Source organism: Rhizobium sp. YAF28 (genome assembly GCF_052113285.1).
In the GTDB taxonomy this organism is placed as follows: Bacteria; Pseudomonadota; Alphaproteobacteria; order Rhizobiales; family Rhizobiaceae; genus Rhizobium.
Genome location: NZ_JBFRCX010000005.1, coordinates 383,170 through 397,733, shown reverse-complemented (window position 1 = coordinate 397,733; position 14,564 = coordinate 383,170). Strand labels below are relative to the sequence as shown.

Annotated in this window: 19 protein-coding genes and 1 tRNA gene; 11 read left to right on the top strand and 9 right to left on the bottom strand. The window is 58.5% G+C overall.

Features of this window, described 5'->3' with window-relative positions; translation table 11 throughout:
* Position 1 precedes the first annotated feature (1 nt).
* The 6 genes from AB4Z13_RS14325 to AB4Z13_RS14300 all read left to right on the top strand — a co-directional run bounded on the left by AB4Z13_RS14325 (position 2) and on the right by AB4Z13_RS14300 (position 5,627).
* Positions 2 to 862, top strand: a complete 861-nt coding sequence (locus AB4Z13_RS14325) for a hypothetical protein (protein WP_442206196.1) — start codon at positions 2 to 4, stop codon at positions 860 to 862.
* Between the two features lie 20 nt (positions 863 to 882).
* Positions 883 to 1,155, top strand: coding sequence for a hypothetical protein (locus tag AB4Z13_RS14320; RefSeq protein WP_442206195.1), 273 nt, complete (start codon positions 883 to 885; stop codon positions 1,153 to 1,155).
* Positions 1,155 to 2,597, top strand: a complete 1,443-nt coding sequence (locus AB4Z13_RS14315; protein WP_442206194.1) for an SGNH/GDSL hydrolase family protein — start codon at positions 1,155 to 1,157, stop codon at positions 2,595 to 2,597. The genes AB4Z13_RS14320 and AB4Z13_RS14315 overlap by 1 nt, the downstream gene beginning before the upstream one ends.
* A 341-nt stretch (positions 2,598 to 2,938) precedes the next feature.
* On the top strand, positions 2,939 to 3,742 hold the full coding sequence (locus AB4Z13_RS14310) for a DNA adenine methylase (RefSeq protein ID WP_442206193.1): 804 nt from the start codon (positions 2,939 to 2,941) through the stop codon (positions 3,740 to 3,742).
* A 375-nt stretch (positions 3,743 to 4,117) separates the two neighbouring features.
* Positions 4,118 to 4,585: a hypothetical protein gene (locus tag AB4Z13_RS14305; protein WP_442206192.1), complete on the top strand. Its 468-nt coding sequence runs from the start codon at positions 4,118 to 4,120 to the stop codon at positions 4,583 to 4,585.
* Positions 4,586 to 4,769: 184 nt separating this feature from the next.
* Entirely contained in the window at positions 4,770 to 5,627 is an 858-nt protein-coding gene (locus AB4Z13_RS14300; RefSeq protein ID WP_442206191.1) for a hypothetical protein, read from the top strand.
* A gap of 555 nt (positions 5,628 to 6,182) precedes the next feature.
* Here AB4Z13_RS14300 and AB4Z13_RS14295 read toward each other — a convergent pair.
* Positions 6,183 to 6,258: transfer RNA gene (locus AB4Z13_RS14295), tRNA-Ile, on the bottom strand.
* A 192-nt stretch (positions 6,259 to 6,450) separates the two neighbouring features.
* On the opposite strand from AB4Z13_RS14295, the gene AB4Z13_RS14290 reads away from it, so the two are divergent.
* Positions 6,451 to 6,819, top strand: coding sequence for a response regulator (locus tag AB4Z13_RS14290; protein WP_113324523.1), 369 nt, complete (start codon positions 6,451 to 6,453; stop codon positions 6,817 to 6,819).
* Positions 6,820 to 6,834: 15 nt separating this feature from the next.
* On the opposite strand, the gene AB4Z13_RS14285 is transcribed toward AB4Z13_RS14290, so the two are convergent.
* From AB4Z13_RS14285 to AB4Z13_RS14270, 4 genes are all read right to left on the bottom strand, one after another.
* A complete protein-coding gene (locus tag AB4Z13_RS14285) occupies positions 6,835 to 7,065 on the bottom strand; it encodes a DUF2934 domain-containing protein (protein WP_162748101.1) in 231 nt (76 codons plus the stop codon).
* 142 nt (positions 7,066 to 7,207) lie between these two features.
* A complete protein-coding gene (locus AB4Z13_RS14280; protein WP_007824152.1) occupies positions 7,208 to 7,399 on the bottom strand; it encodes a hypothetical protein in 192 nt (63 codons plus the stop codon).
* Positions 7,396 to 8,061 carry an acyl-homoserine-lactone synthase gene (locus tag AB4Z13_RS14275; RefSeq protein WP_113324525.1) on the bottom strand — a complete coding sequence of 222 codons (666 nt, stop codon included), beginning with the start codon at positions 8,059 to 8,061 and terminating at the stop codon, positions 7,396 to 7,398. The genes AB4Z13_RS14280 and AB4Z13_RS14275 overlap by 4 nt, the downstream gene beginning before the upstream one ends.
* 218 nt (positions 8,062 to 8,279) lie before the next feature.
* The gene (locus AB4Z13_RS14270; protein ID WP_007824148.1) at positions 8,280 to 9,005 is read right to left on the bottom strand and encodes a LuxR family transcriptional regulator; all 726 of its coding nucleotides are present in this window, start codon (positions 9,003 to 9,005) and stop codon (positions 8,280 to 8,282) included.
* A 126-nt stretch (positions 9,006 to 9,131) separates the two neighbouring features.
* Between AB4Z13_RS14270 and AB4Z13_RS14265 the strand changes: the two genes are divergently transcribed.
* On the top strand, positions 9,132 to 9,317 hold the full coding sequence (locus AB4Z13_RS14265; RefSeq protein ID WP_007824145.1) for a hypothetical protein: 186 nt from the start codon (positions 9,132 to 9,134) through the stop codon (positions 9,315 to 9,317).
* A 19-nt stretch (positions 9,318 to 9,336) separates the two neighbouring features.
* Here AB4Z13_RS14265 and AB4Z13_RS14260 read toward each other — a convergent pair whose 3' ends face one another.
* Complete coding sequence (locus tag AB4Z13_RS14260) at positions 9,337 to 9,543, bottom strand: hypothetical protein (protein ID WP_007824144.1); 207 nt, start codon at positions 9,541 to 9,543, stop codon at positions 9,337 to 9,339.
* Positions 9,544 to 9,919: 376 nt separating this feature from the next.
* Here AB4Z13_RS14260 and AB4Z13_RS14255 point away from each other — a divergent pair, with 376 nt between their 5' ends.
* Positions 9,920 to 11,848: a DUF5054 domain-containing protein gene (locus AB4Z13_RS14255; RefSeq protein WP_007824142.1), complete on the top strand. Its 1,929-nt coding sequence runs from the start codon at positions 9,920 to 9,922 to the stop codon at positions 11,846 to 11,848.
* Here AB4Z13_RS14255 and AB4Z13_RS14250 read toward each other — a convergent pair.
* Positions 11,845 to 12,090 carry a DUF2934 domain-containing protein gene (locus AB4Z13_RS14250; RefSeq protein WP_113324527.1) on the bottom strand — a complete coding sequence of 82 codons (246 nt, stop codon included), beginning with the start codon at positions 12,088 to 12,090 and terminating at the stop codon, positions 11,845 to 11,847. The genes AB4Z13_RS14255 and AB4Z13_RS14250 overlap by 4 nt on opposite strands.
* A gap of 238 nt (positions 12,091 to 12,328) precedes the next feature.
* On the bottom strand, positions 12,329 to 12,535 hold the full coding sequence (locus tag AB4Z13_RS14245) for a hypothetical protein (protein ID WP_007824135.1): 207 nt from the start codon (positions 12,533 to 12,535) through the stop codon (positions 12,329 to 12,331).
* Between the two features lie 321 nt (positions 12,536 to 12,856).
* Between AB4Z13_RS14245 and AB4Z13_RS14240 the strand changes: the two genes are divergently transcribed.
* On the top strand, positions 12,857 to 13,240 hold the full coding sequence (locus AB4Z13_RS14240; protein WP_007824133.1) for a hypothetical protein: 384 nt from the start codon (positions 12,857 to 12,859) through the stop codon (positions 13,238 to 13,240).
* Positions 13,241 to 13,335: 95 nt separating this feature from the next.
* Positions 13,336 to 13,743, top strand: coding sequence for a DUF4174 domain-containing protein (locus AB4Z13_RS14235; RefSeq protein ID WP_113324532.1), 408 nt, complete (start codon positions 13,336 to 13,338; stop codon positions 13,741 to 13,743).
* A gap of 4 nt (positions 13,744 to 13,747) precedes the next feature.
* Here the strand turns inward: AB4Z13_RS14235 and AB4Z13_RS14230 are convergent, their stop codons facing one another.
* A complete protein-coding gene (locus AB4Z13_RS14230) occupies positions 13,748 to 14,458 on the bottom strand; it encodes a GntR family transcriptional regulator (protein WP_007824129.1) in 711 nt (236 codons plus the stop codon).
* Positions 14,459 to 14,564: the final 106 nt, after the last annotated feature.

Genomic DNA, 14,564 nt, shown 5'->3' with positions numbered 1-14,564 from the left:
CATGCTTTCGATCACGATTCCTGGCGTCAGCGCCGACCTTTCCAAGCCGCTCCGCAAGCGCGATCCGCTCTGCAAGTTCGACAATGACGGCATCCGCTTCCTCTTCGATGCGGCGTTTCGCTGGTGCTATGCCGATGGCACGGCCAATGCCAACAAGGCCGTTCGCGACGTCGCAGAGCGCAAGGATACCTCGCTTCTTGTCCGCGCAACGCAGTCGATCCCGCTCGTCGGCAACGGGTTGGACTTCTCTGGAACAACACTGCCGGGAAGCTATGTCGAGATCCCCGCGAGCGTTATGGCCGATGTCTATGCCGATCAGCACTTTCTGATCTGCATGTATATGACGCTGCCCTCGTCGGATGACTGGCCGGCGGCGGCGTCAGCGAAGGCGCTTTTCCAGGGGTCGAGCAACTCCAATTCCTTCGTTTCCGCTCCGGACATGGCATTCATCGGGTTCGGTGCGGCCGCGAAGTCGATCTCGTTCCGCCGGCAGACGGCAGTCGGCGCCGCCGCAAGCCTCACGATCAGCCCCTCTGGCCCTGGCTTCGGCCAGTTCACCCAGATCGCAATGTGGCGCACGGCGGCCGAGTTCGGCGCCCGCATGAAGACGCCAAGCGGCCAAACGGTGACCAGCGGAGCCGCCGGCGCAAACAACACGGCCGACTTCTCGGCCGCGCTCGGTGGCTTCGGCCTCCCGCTCGGTTTTTGGACCTTTAACGGGCTCGATACGACAGAGCTGAAGGCCAACAACTACCGCCTCCATCGCGCCTTTATCGAAAACCTCGAACGCAGCGGCCGAGATCCCCAGGACGTCCTCGATGACGACTGGCAGCGCCAGATCGATCGCGCCGTCTTCGCCTAAGCTAACCAAAGGAACAAACAATGACTGAACGCCTCAACACAACGGACGCTAACGGCGAAACTGGGACTTTCGCGGTCGCTGCCGGCACCGTTATCCAGGTGGCCGGAGCGACCGGATCGAAAGCGGTCGTCGAACTTCAAGGCCGGATAGAGAACGCCGCGCCATGGGCTTCCATCGGCTCGATCGCAATTGCCAGCCAGACTTTCTTGGTCATCGATGTCGCTCTTGCGGAAGCAAAGCTTGTCTGGACCACCAACAAGGCCGGCGATGCCCTGAAGGCGTGGAGCGTCTGATGGCCAAGCCCGTAGTCAGAAAGACGCTCGCCCGCTCATTCGGTTCGCCTGTCGTGCGGGACGGCGTTCCGCTTCCTGCGTTGCCCTTGGCGCTTGGCGCTAAGATCATGGGGCTCGGCCATAGCTTCATCGGCCTCGGCGCCGCGCAGACCTACACGGCCGGACAGACGGCAACCAACGGCCATACGGGCTTCTACGAGAACGGCCGAACAGTTCTGTCGTGGATCAAGGCGGCAGACGGGCGGTTCAACATCGACATGTTTGCCGAGCTGAACCATCCGTTCTTTGCCCCGGTTTCCTTCGCGGCCTTCTCCGGCGCCATGGGCGGCAAGTCTGGGGACTGCCTAAACCCTGTCGCCGGCCTGGAAGCGCAATTCCCCGGCACGCTTGCCCGTACAGATTACGCTCTGAGCCAAAAGCCTGACATCATCTATATCGACATCGGCTACAACGACATCGTCCGCAACCGGAGCCTTGCCGATATCCTGGCGGACTTCGAGACACAGGTCCGAAGGATCACCAAGGCGGGCGTCTATGTCATCCTGCAGACGCTGAGCTGGACCAGCACGCTCAACGATCAACCAGGCTCTGACGATCCGGCCTGGCCTGGCATCCTCGATGGCATCAATACGTGGATCCTCGCGCAGGCAGGGCGCAAGGGTGTCCGCCTCTGCAATACGCTTGCACTCGATGGGCCTCTTTCCGGCGTTTCGCCAGCTCTCTTTGATGCCGGCGGGCTTCATCCTCTTCCGCCGCTCATGGCAAAGCGCGCCGACATTCTCCTTCCGATCCTGCAGGCGATGGTTTCGGCTGGAGAAACGCGATCGCTCGATCCGCTTGCCGCCTACAACATCTTCCCGCCGAAGGGCACGCCCGGAATTGCTGGCGCAAAGACCAATGTCACCGGCGACGTTGCCGATGGCATGCGCCTGGTTCGCGGCACCGGCACGTCGACCTATGTCGCCAGCAAGGAAGTGGTGGCGTCCGGAAATGAAAAGCAGGTGATCACGATTACGCCGGTCAATGACGCTGCCGCCGTTCATACCGTCACCTATGGCCTGCCCGCGAATCTCAGCCTCCCAACCCTTGGCCTGGTCGCCGGCGACTGGCTTGAGATCGAAGTCCCGGTCGAGCTGAACGACTGGGCTGGCTGGGACTATCTGGACAGTTCCATCCGTGGGCCGGTCCAGATCGCGAACACCGTCACAGTCACCGGCGGCGGCTGGACGGCGGGCAACTATGTCGGCGGACGCGGTCGGTCGCTTATCTGTGGCTCGAAGCTCTGGCTTCCCCCTGGGCTGACCATGACGAACATCCGCCTCGATAACCTGTTGGTCCTGAGACACCTCTGCAACACGGGTGGCACCGGCGTCGCAAAGATTGGGGCGCCAATTATTCGGAAGATCGCGAGCCCGCGCGCGGCGTGGCAGTTATCGGCTTGAAATGCGAAACCCGCCGGAGGTCACGGCGGGTTTCAGGAGAGCAGCTAGTAGGGTTCGCGAGTCGCTGCTCCCCAGCTGAAAGCTGAGGGCTCTTCAGCAGAGCGTGATTTAAGGAACGAGCGGAGTTTTTCCAGAGGTTTCGGGAGAAAAAACTCTGGCTAAGTTAACGGCCCACGGCTCAAAAAGTTCGGCCGCCTGACCGGGTGGCTACGGTGCCAGGAAGCACCATAACGACGGGCCTTAGTTTGGCGACCAGACCCGTCCGACAGCAGCTTTCGATAACCGTCACACCCGTACCCTGCAGGGCCGGACTCCTGTGACTGAGTCGATAGGTTTTTGAAATGGCGAATAATGAAACGTGGCGGGAAGTCCCCAACACGCAGCCGCCGGCAGCATGGATCGGCGGCAAAAGGGCGCTCGCACCGCGCCTCGTAAAGATGATCGCGGAGATCCCGCACACGCTTTACGCAGAGCCTTTCGTGGGGATGGGCGGCGTCTTCTTTAGGCGACGCAACGTCCCCCGGGCAGAAGTGATCAATGACCGGAACGGCGAGGTTGTGAACCTGTTCCGCATTCTGCAGCGGCACTATCCGCAGTTCATGGACACGCTCAAATTCCAGGTCACCAGCCGGCGGGAGTTCGAACGGCTGAAGGCTTGCGATCCCGGCACGCTGACCGACCTGGAGCGGGCAGCGCGCTTCATCTACCTGCAGAAGCTTGCCTTCGGTGGGAAGGTGGCGGGGCAGAATTTCGGGGTGGTGACCGATGGTGGAGCAAGATTCAACCTGACGCGGCTGGCTCCGCTCCTGGAAGATGTCCACGAGCGTCTTTCGGGCGTCGTCATTGAGAACCTGGACTGGCTGGATTTTATCGATCGGTATGATCGGCCGGGAACGCTGTTCTACCTTGATCCGCCATATTTCGGCAGCGAGGGCGACTACGGGAAAAGCCTGTTCGGTCGCGAGCAGTTCTCGCTTATGGCGGAGCGTTTAAGCCGACTTAAAGGCCGATCAATCCTCTCGATAAACGATCGCCCAGAGATCCGCGAGGCGTTCGCTTCTTTCGAGCATCTCGAAGCCGAATTGACCTACTCTGTGGCGGGCGGTGAGGGTGTTCCAGCGAGAGAGTTGATCATAACCGCATGAAAGATTTCCGCCGCGCTCGGACGCTGGTTAGTGCGGAGCTGACGGTCCGTTTCCAAGCAAACCGCCAGCGCCTGCGCCGTGGTAACCAACCATGCTCGGCGCACTTCAAGTTTGCAGCATCCGGTGACTGATATATATCCCTAAAAAGACGGGGATTTTGCAAAAAAGAAGCCCTCCAAAGCGGGCAAAGGGGAGTTAGTCGGTTGAGTAACACGTTTGATCAGGCATAGTCGCAGCATGCTTGATCTGTCGTTGCCTTGGCCCATTGGGCCCGTCCCTATAGCCCTGACCGCCTGGGCGTGGTGCGGGCTCTACCGTGCAGTTGTGACGCGAGACGGGCTTACGTCGGTGTCCGCGGTTTCAGTACTGGGGCTGGTGGCATTTCTGGCCGCAGCCATTGCCCACATGGTTAGACCGGCTATTGATCAGATTTGGGTGATTATGCTTGCCCAGTTTATCGGAACGGCTGTGTGCTTGCTGGCAGGCAACTTACTCTGGTTGGTCAAAAGAAAGAAACCGGAGCGGCCGCTTAGGAGGCGAGCAGACGGAAAACTGCTTCGCGGCATGGCCATCTGCCTTGGCTTCCTGCTCGTTATGGACGGGGCTTTCTATTTATTCCCCAACGCCGGCAAGTGTAACCATTTCACGGGGTACATGGCGAATAAGTGTGCTGCGCAGGAATTGTTTTTCGGAGTTCATGACCTGCCGTTGTATATTTATTGCGGTGTTCTTTTGGGCGTTCCTACGCTCGTTGGGCTGATTTTCGGCGTTTGGACGGTGATCAAGACAGCGGGACTTCCGAAGGCCGATACATCAAATGCTGAAGATGGTGCCGGTAGGTAACGGGTATTGTTCTGCCTCATTCACCGGATTGCCCAAGAAGGATATTGATGGGCGCCCGGCAGCGAGGCAAAAGAGCTGATTATCTTACAGTGACGACCGCACGATTTCCTTGGATTAGTCCTGACTCGGATTGGCGGCTGTAGCGAATTCGGAGATCATTCCGCGTTTCAACTTGGAGATCGAAATGTTGAATGAGTTTTGGACTCTTCAGGCGCCGGTCCAAGCAGCTCTTATAACAGGGAGTGCTACATGTCTGGCGGCATTGATCGGGTTCACCGCCGTCTTCATTCAGATCGGACGCCAGGGCAGGAACGCCATCAAGGCCAACACTCAGAATGAGAAGCTAAAGCGCAAGGTCGAGATCTACGAGAAAACCCTCAAGATCACCCAAGGCGCTCAAGAAGCTATCCAGAGTTTGACGAGTTACTTAGGCAAGATCGAAACGAGCTTCATGCTAGCGCGGGTATTTGAGGGCGAGCGGCGGATAGTTCCGGCAGAGCGTTACCCAGAATATTCCGATCGACGATCAGCCGCGCTCGATGCAGTGATCGAGCTGGTTTTCCTAATCGAGTCGTGGCTGATCATAGAACCGAAACTGGATGTCTTCAGACTAGCAATTGGGCTCGGGCTCGATGAACATCGAAAGGTAGCATTCGCCGGTGGAGATCCCCTGATCTACGCCCTCCCTGTGGACGGATTTGCTTGGGAAATGCCTACCGAAGAACGGCTGGTTAGCATTGAAAGCAGGATCCAGGCTGAACGATATCAGGTGGAACGGCTTTCAGCTTGGATTGGCGATTTCAAGGTCGAGATGCAGTTATTGTTACTTGGGGAGCTGTTCCCTAACGCCGTGGAAAGACGCGATCCGCCCGATCCCGACCAGTTTTGCATCCGATTGGACAAGTACGACCAAATTGTTGGCATACTCGACGCGACCGATTGGCGAAAACGGAGCAACGAACTCGAAGCTGAAGCCTGGGCTCGATTTGCTGACAAGAACGTCGGGGCCGGTCGTCATGACAACGCGAGTCCGCGTCCTTAGGTTCTACGGGTACTAACTCCTATCTTCCGTGGATAGCCTTCAGCTTGTTGTGATGTTTCTCTGCCCTGCGCGAAGCCTCTCGTGCCGTCTCTTCCCAACCCTGCTGGGGCATGATCCTTTTGCGAACCCATGACTGGAAGCCGCCATTCCATCGCCATAGGCCCGTTCGATTTGAGGTAGTCTGATCGAGCTGGATGCGGCCGACAACGTCTTCGCCGTCGTAGCCTATGAAGTCCTGCTTACTCTCACCCGGCCATGTTTCCTGCCACTTGTATCTGGGTCGATACCTTTCAGTCACGATAGCCTCTTCGCTTCAGGGGTGGACGCAGCGACGCGGCGATTCCAAGCACCTTGTTGGCGCCTTCGAAATAAGGTGATTTTAACGCGACTTCAAAAGGGCTTTGAGCGGCCTTCAAACAGTCGAGGGAATTTTTTGAAAATTCCGGAACCTAGTGTCAAAATTCCGATTTCTCGCGTCCGGCTACAGTCAGGATTCCGTGATTATCGAGGTTCCCGCTTCGGTTGCCGTAAATTGATCGCACAATGGACAAAAAATGGTGGGCCCGGAGGGACTCGAACCCCCAACCAAGCGGTTATGAGCCGCCGGCTCTAACCATTGAGCTACAGGCCCGGCACCCAGGGTGCGGTCAGCCGGGGCAATGGCACCCGCGGCTTTTGTCCGCTTAACGCAAATCCGGGACAGTCACAAGCCATGAGCGCAAGCATCTGTGGACGATGCATATTTCCGGTTTGCCCTCTGGAACCTTCGCACGCGGGCTACATTTACTCCTGTCAGACTAGATCTGAAGAGGGCAATCGCAGAATGGTGGCTTCCCAGGGTGCCGTGGTGCTCATCGTCGAGGATGAGCCGCTGATCAGATTTAATATTCTGGATGTGCTTGAAGAAGTGGGGCACGTGGCGCTCGAGGCTGGGAGCGCGGATGAGGCAATGGTGCTTCTGAAGACCCGCGACGATGTCGATGTCCTCTTCACCGACGTCAACATGGCCGGTTCGATGGATGGCATCCAGCTCGCCAAGCGGGTGAGGGCGATGCGGCCGAATATCGGCATCATCATCACCTCGGGCCTGGTGCGGCTCGATCCCATGTCGCTGCCGGCCAACACGGCTTTCCTGCCGAAACCCTATCAGCACGAGGCCTTGATCTCAGCGATCGCTTCCATGACGCGGTAGCTCAGGCCAGAGCGATCAATCGGGGCTCGCCATCGACGGCGGCGGGAAGGGGACGCCCGTTGCCCCGGTCGCGGTTTCGATTTCTTCGATCTGCTCGCGAGCCTGTTCGTTGGCCTTTGTGGGTTCGCCACGCAGTTCGGCTTCCGCATCGCTGCGATGGCGCAAATCTTCGCCATCCGGCCTGCCTTGCTTTTCCCAGATTGCGTAGGCGTGCTTGCGCACACGGTCCTCATTCCGGTCCGTCATGGCGATCTCCCCTGGTTTTTCGATCATCGTAAAACCGGCCGGGGAGCCGAATGTTCTGACAAGGCGCCTGAGATCGAGAGGCGCAGCCGAGCCTGAAGGGGAGGTCTGCTTCAAGCCCGGCCGCTGGCCCCCGGGGGAGCCGTTAATTGTAGCTGCTTTTCAGCAGGTCGTTTTCCTGATGCGCCTTCTTCTCATAGATCGTGAAGAGGGCCATCGAGAGGAGATAGGAGAGGAAGGGGTCTCCCATCTGCGTGGCGATATCGCGGGATGCGAGGATATGTCGTTCCAACGCACCGATATCTTTTTGTACGGTGGTTTCACTCAAGCGGTTCATGCTGCCATCTCCAGGAATTGCGTCACGACGGAACGCGTCGGGACGTAGCGGGTGTAGAGGGGGGTATCGATGCCGAGGGATGCACGCATCCTGTCCAGCACGCGTTCGGAAACTTCGAAGGCGCCGCAGCAGACCGGATATTTGCCGTAGCCGTCGGCGCGACCGAGTTCATCGACCTCGGCGCCGGCGCGCTTGTAGACGCGTTTCAGGTGGGGTTCGTAGTTGGAGATCATGGTGTGGATGCCGTGATCGAGGGCGCATTCGCAGAGCGCCAGCAGCAGCATGGAGAAGGCGCGGCCGGCATCGACATCGGGAAAATCGTCGGCGATTGCTTCCTCGTCAATACACATGCGGGTGCCTTCCCAGATGCCGGGGGCGACGAGATTGGCTGCCTGCGGGAAGGTTGCGCGGAAGACGTCATAGAGGAGGGTCGGTCCGGTCGTCGGCATCAAGCGCATGCCGCCATAAAGGCGGGTGCGGGTTTCGTCGCACCAGACGAGATAGGCCGGGCAGAGCGAGTCATAGCTGTCGCGCTCGAAGGGGCCGATTACCGGAACGTTCCAGCCAAGGGTGTCCGCAAAGACTTTCTTGCGCAGGCGGAACATCTGGTCGAGTATGAAAGCGTATTTCTGATACTCATGTGCCTGAATGATAACGAACATTTTTCCCTCCAGCGTGTTGGGTTCGTGAGGGCAGAATGGTTCAGGACGGCGGGATCGGAAATTCCCTCATATGGGTGCCTACAGATGAGCCCCCGCATATGAGGGGGTCGTTTGAGGGTCTTTCTGGTCAGCTTGAATCATTCCATTGGCTGAAACGGGCTGCCTGATCGGCCGGCCCGTTTCAGCTAACAGAATGCTTCAATCTGGTTGGGAAAAGCCTAGGGGTTGATGATGCGCAGCTGCACGGCCCGCGAGGCGGCAGCGGAAATCGTGGCGCAGCCGAGCTTGAAGCGGGCGGTTTTCAGGTAGTCGCGAGTCGTATGCTCGGAAATGCCGAGGATGACGGCGATGTCCTTGTAGTCCTTGCCGAGCGCCGTCCAATGCAGACATTCGATTTCGCGCGGGGAAAGAGCCGGCACCGGGTCATTCTCGCCGTGAAGCTCGTAGATGGCCTTCCGATGGATGACATGGGCGATCTCGATCCACTCATTGCGATAGAGCTTGACCATGGCGGTCCAATCATCGAGCGGAATGCGGGCATTGATCGAAAGCAGCGCGCGACGCTGCGCCTTGTCGGCAACGGGGATCGAATAGCCGTTGCCGCCGATCCCGTGCTTCTGGGCGTCGACGAGCATGGCATAGGCTTCCGGCGTCGGCTCCACCTCGCTCCAGTCGAAGGGCAACTGACGCTCGAAGCCCTGTTTGACGATCGGATCGACCTTCACATAGCTGTTGAGCAGATAGCGTGACACCCAGGCATCCGGATAGGTGGTGCGCACGAAAGGGGCGTCGATCTTTGCCGCAATGGTCTGAGCGAGGTGATAGGTGACATAGTCAACGGCATACTCCGCCTGGAAAATGCGGATGGAAGCATCGACATTGATTGCAGCCTTGATTTGTTCGAAAACGGTTTCGAACTTTTGGGAATAACTATTTTCCGTCATCGTGCCGCCTGTCTCAAACCGTTCAATCCTACCGCGAGGAATGTCAAAAATACAAGGCATCCCCACATATGCGGGGAATGACTTTTCCAGATCCGTCTGTTAGCGCCTTTTTCGGGGAGGCTCCAGATGGACAGTAAGAGAACGTTCGATATCGCCGAGTGCCATCAGGCAGCCAAAGGGCTGAGATCGAGCTGGCAGGACATGGCTGGCTCCGAGGCGCTGATCCGCGCGCTCGTCGCCGAACGCAACGGCGATACGTTGCTCGCCTTGTTCTGGACAGAGGTTCACCGGACGCTCTGCGAAGAGAAATAATCGCTCCTTTATCGCTACATCAGTCACGCATTTCTTCGAGACGGGATCGGCAAGTGCTTGCCGGACAGGTCGCGGCGCCATTTTGACGCCGCGCAACTGCCAGAAAATCGGCCCGCCCGGATAAGGCCGTGTTGGAATCTCCCAGCGCAATCTCGCGCGGGAGAAGGAATTCGTGCGCCTGATCGGAACGCGGGACATGGACGGTGATTTCGATCATGGAGGCCATTGGCAAGAGGTCCGGGCTATGTCGTGTAAGGCAGCAAGATGACAAGTGTATCGCGAGTTCAACGCCTTGGTCAGTCAGGTTAATGGCCTATGAACACGTTTTCACATTTTGTAGCCACTTAATTTGCGTTGCCTGCCGGAAGCAAGGTGGGCAGAGTCCAGCTTGATGAAATATCCAGCATATTCGGGGCTTCTCAAGCAAATATGCTTGACGGATCGTTACCACAAAGCGCAAAGGTTTTTGTGGAAACGATTACACAAAATGCCATTGTGCCATATTGGGAGGGCATCGGGATTGCGTGTCGAACGCAAAATCATTTGCGTTGCGTCTCATGAGAGCTGCTTGACGACGGCAGGACTGATCTAGCGGAATGCAGATGACGGAAAAGCGCGTGCACCTGGTCTTCAAGACCCATCTCGATATCGGTTTCACCGACCATGCCGAGAAGGTTCGCCGTCAATATCACGAGCGCTTCATTCCGCAGGCGATCGAGACCGGGGCGCATTTCTATGCCGAAAACCCCGAGGAGCCGAAGTTCATCTGGACGACAGGCGCCTGGCTGATCTGGGATCATCTGAATTCGCGCTCGCCTGCCGAGGTCGCAGCACTGGAGCAGGCGATCGAGCGCGGGCTCATCCGCTGGCACGGGCTGCCGTTCACCACCCATACGGAGCTGATGTCGTCAGACCTGTTCCGAGCAGGCCTTTCCTATTCGCAGGAGCTCGACCGCCGTTTCGGCAAGCAGACGATAGCGGCGAAGATGACCGACGTTCCCGGCCACACACTCGGCATGGTGCCGTTGCTTGCCGAGGCTGGCATCCGCTTCCTGCATCTCGGCGTCAACACGGCTTCACCGCCGCCAGACGTGCCTGACATCTTTCGCTGGCGCGCGCCTGATGGTGCCGAAGTCGTCGTCATGTATCAGCGCTCGTACGGCGAGACCTATTTCCCCGAAGATTTCGACGACGGGCTCAGCTTTGCGCATACGCAGGACAATATCGGCCCGCAGAGCGTGCCGCAGACGGCAGAAGCGTATCGCGATATGCGTCGCCTGCAGCCTGACGCGGTCATCCGCGCGGCGACGCTGGAGGATTATGGCGCGATCCTCTGGGAAAAGCGCGAGCGTTTCCCGGTGCTGGAGCTGGAGTTGGGCGATAGCTGGATCCATGGCAGCGCCGCCGACCCCTTGAAGACAGCGAAATTTCTGGCCCTGCAGCGGCTTTATGACCGCTTTGCGGGCGAGGGGCTCAATTCGCGCAGGCTCGCCTTCGGCCGCGGGCTTGCCATGGTGGCGGAGCATACGTGCGGGGTGGATATTAAATCCTATCTGCGCGACGACAAGGCTTGGGCAAAAGCCGATTTCAACGCCGCGCGCAAAACGGATTACCGTTTCGCCTATACCGAGGCGTCATGGGATGAGCAGCGCGGCTATATTGATCAGGCCGTCGCCGAACTCGATGCCGATGACCAGCAGCAGGCGCAGGCCGTGCTCGCAGAACTCTTCGCGCCGACGCTCGTCGGCAGTACGAACCGCGAGACCCGCCTGATTGCCGGCGGCTGGTCGATCGAGCTTGATGAGGTGACGGGCGATGTCATGGCGCTCACATCACCACGGGGGCGACGGATTGCCGGACGCAACGGCTCGCTGATCGCCTATCGCTATGAGAGCTACGACGCTGCCGACGTCAACAGGCATATGGATAGCTATCTGACACATCGGCAGGAATGGGCAGTGCTCGATCACGACAAGCCTGGGCTTGGCCGTTCGGATGCTGCGCTTTCGAAGGTTTTTGTGCCGAGCCTGGAAGGTGCGGGCGAGGGCGGAGTTCTCTTGTCCATGCCGGCCGAAGCGGTCGAGCGGTTCGGGGCGCCACGCCAGATCGCCGTGGAATTTTCGGCTGATGACAGTGCCCTGCAACTGCGTCTCTCACTGCGCGACAAGCCGGCCAATCGCATGCCGGAGGCGAGTTTCCTGTCGTTCACGCCTGATGGCGCAAAGGACTGGGCCTTCAGGAAGATGGGGCTGTGGCACCGGTCCGGCAATTTCGCCGGGTCCGGCGGCGCGCAGCTACAGGCGGTCAATGCTGTCAGCGGCGAATTTGGGGATGCAGGAGCGCTCGTCATCGAGCCCCTCGATACGCCGCTGGTTGCGCCGCAGAGCTGGGATTTCATGTCCTTTTGCAAAGGCTTGCCGGATTTCGACGATGGAATCCGCTTCAACCTGCATAACAACAAGTGGGGAACCAACTTCCCGATGTGGTGGGAAGGTGATTTCTCCGCTCGGTTCAGGATCACTCTGGATTAACCGGTGCGCGACAGCCTCTGGCGTGGGGTGGCGGTAACTGCCGGCCTGGGTGCTTGGGGCGTTTTCGGGAATTTGACGAGGACTTCATTGCCATCCGTCGAGGCACGCGTACGTTCCAGCCGTTCGCGTTCGGCTGTTGCCTGGAGCCAATGTTCGGCATCGCGGCCATACGGCCTGCCTTCCATTTCCCAGATTGCGTAGGCTCGCTTGCATATCCACTCATGCCGGGAGGTGTTGCTCATCGTTCCGTCCTTCTTGGCCGATCTTTTCCCTCCAATCGATTCCACACGGATGGCCTCCGCCGAAGCGGTACCTCAAGCTCATCTTGTAGAAGGGGTCGGCAATCTGCCGGCATTTTCGATGGGGGCGGCATGGCGTTTTGCCATGCCTACCGGAAGAACGATTTCACCTGACATGTGTTCCCGACACATTTTGTGAAATTTTGTCGCAGAGCGCGGAGACGATTGTCTGGGCCTTGCCTCATTCGCTGATGCGATCTGGTAACATTGGTGGACGGCGTTTGGCGGCCATCAGCAGGTCCAGTTCGACCGAGGAGGGGCCGAAGCGGGTGTACAGGCTTTCTGCCTGCTCGTTTCTCAAGCCATATTTGGCGGCGAATTCGTTAAGACTGTAGGGACGTCCGCGCAGCGTCCGGCTGCGTCGTTCGGGTTGGCGAATTTGCGTCATTGCATTTCTCCCCAGGCTGATTGCCGAGGTAAAACCGACCAGCACGTTAAAGGTTCCAGATTTGGCCTTCCGGTAGGAGCCTAGAGCTGAAAATGCCGGTTTTGCGCGCTGCGACTGCAAAAAAATGACTGTAAGTCTCAATGAATTTCAATCGGTTAGATGTTGCGGCCGGGTGGGGTGGGCAGAAATGGCTTTATCACACGTGTGTTACTCTATAAAATGAATCGTGTATCCGGTCCGAAGGAGGAGCCGAGCGTTGTTTCCGCGTCGATCCGGACCGGATCTTGAGGAAGCTGGCTAAATCCATCAGAGGAGACAGACATGATGAATGCACTGCCGCCACTTCACAACGGACATGCACCGTTTACCCTGCAGCAGCTCTTCCGTGAGGCGCTTTACGCCTATGAGGAATGGGACAGCGAATTGACGGAGCCGATCGTCACCTATGAAGGTAGGGTCATCCCTATCAGCTTCGTTTTCGAAGCCATGCGCGAATGCACCGATATCGTCCCAGCCAATATCGTCAGCGCCGTCACGGAACGGCTGACCAAGCCCTGGGAAGGCGAGGGACCACTGGACCAGATGACCTTCTCCACGGCGGCGCGCGTCATGCGCGTTCTGGTGCGCAAGCGCCTTCTTGCCAATGGCACGCCTGATATCGTCGCGCTTTCGGCGCGCGCATCCGAAGCGGAACCCCGCGAATAGGCATTCGGGATCGCGGCATTGGCCGCGATCCTATTCCTCGCGGGGAACCCTGCTCATTTCCAGCCGTTGAAACAGGCAGAGAAGGAATGAGCACCATGTTGAGATCCATTCTACACGAAATTATGGGAACGGGCGTTCGCGAGGCGCATCTGCCGCGATCGCTGGAACAGTTTCTCGGTGAAAAGAAAGTTCTGATCGTCTTTGCGGATGCCGAGGACGACAGGCCGATCGTTCAAGACGAATTGCTGCGCAAATCACAGATGCGGCTAATCGAAGATGATATCGAGGTTTTCACGATCGCCGGCGGCGGCGCATTCTCGTTTTTCGAGGATGGGGGCGACCTTGATGCCGACGAGCTGCGCGATGAGCTTCAGGGGCCGCTCAGCGGCGAATTCGGGCTCGTGCTGGTCGGCATTGACGGCAAAGTGAAGATGCGCTCCAGCGAGCCGATGAGCGTGGAGGATATCAGCCGCGCAGCTGATATCTCGCCGCCGAGCCACTGAGCTATCAGAGTTCGAATGCTTCCTTGAGGCCGAGGCTCTTGCGTTCGCGCAGATCGAGGTCCGCCTCGATATGAGCAATATGGTGAAGCATCAGATGGCAGGCACGGTCGAGCTCCTTGCTCTCGATCGCGTCGATGATATCGCCGTGTTCGGAATGGCCGCAGCTCGAGACCGTCGACTGGCCGTAGAGGGCAATGACCAGCGACGAGCGGGCGACCAGTTCTTCCATGAAGCGCTGCATGATGGCGTTGCCGGAGATCGCGGCGAGTGTCAGGTGGAAATCGCCTGATGCCTTGATTTCGGCCCGTCTGGCGGTCTGGCCGCGCTCGCTCATCAGCCGGCCCTCTTCCAGAAGCAATTGCTTGAGATGCTGGATATCCGAGGGAGTGATGCGGGCGGCCGCGTCCCGCAGGATGCCGGGCTCGACCAGACGGCGGGCTGCAAAAATCTGCCGGGCCTCTTCCGGTGAGGGATAGGCAACGAAGGCACCGCGGTTTTTCTCCACGCTGACGAGACCTTCGTAGGCAAGTGCCTGCAAGGCGGCGCGCGCCAGCGTGCGGCTAACATTGAAGAGATTGCCGACATCGCTTTCCGACAGTTTCGTGCCGGGTGACAGGCGCCGCTCGACGATAGCCTCCCTGATTGCATCGCGGATCTGCGGGACGCCCGTTTCCTGGGTGTCGTCGTGGCTCATGGCGCTGGCGGCGGATTTCATGAAATCGGTTTCCTTGATGTCAGCAAACCATAGCCGCCTTCGTCTCAAAAGTTAAATAGAATTTGTTCTCATAACAGAGGTCAAATTGTATACGATTTTCTGCACG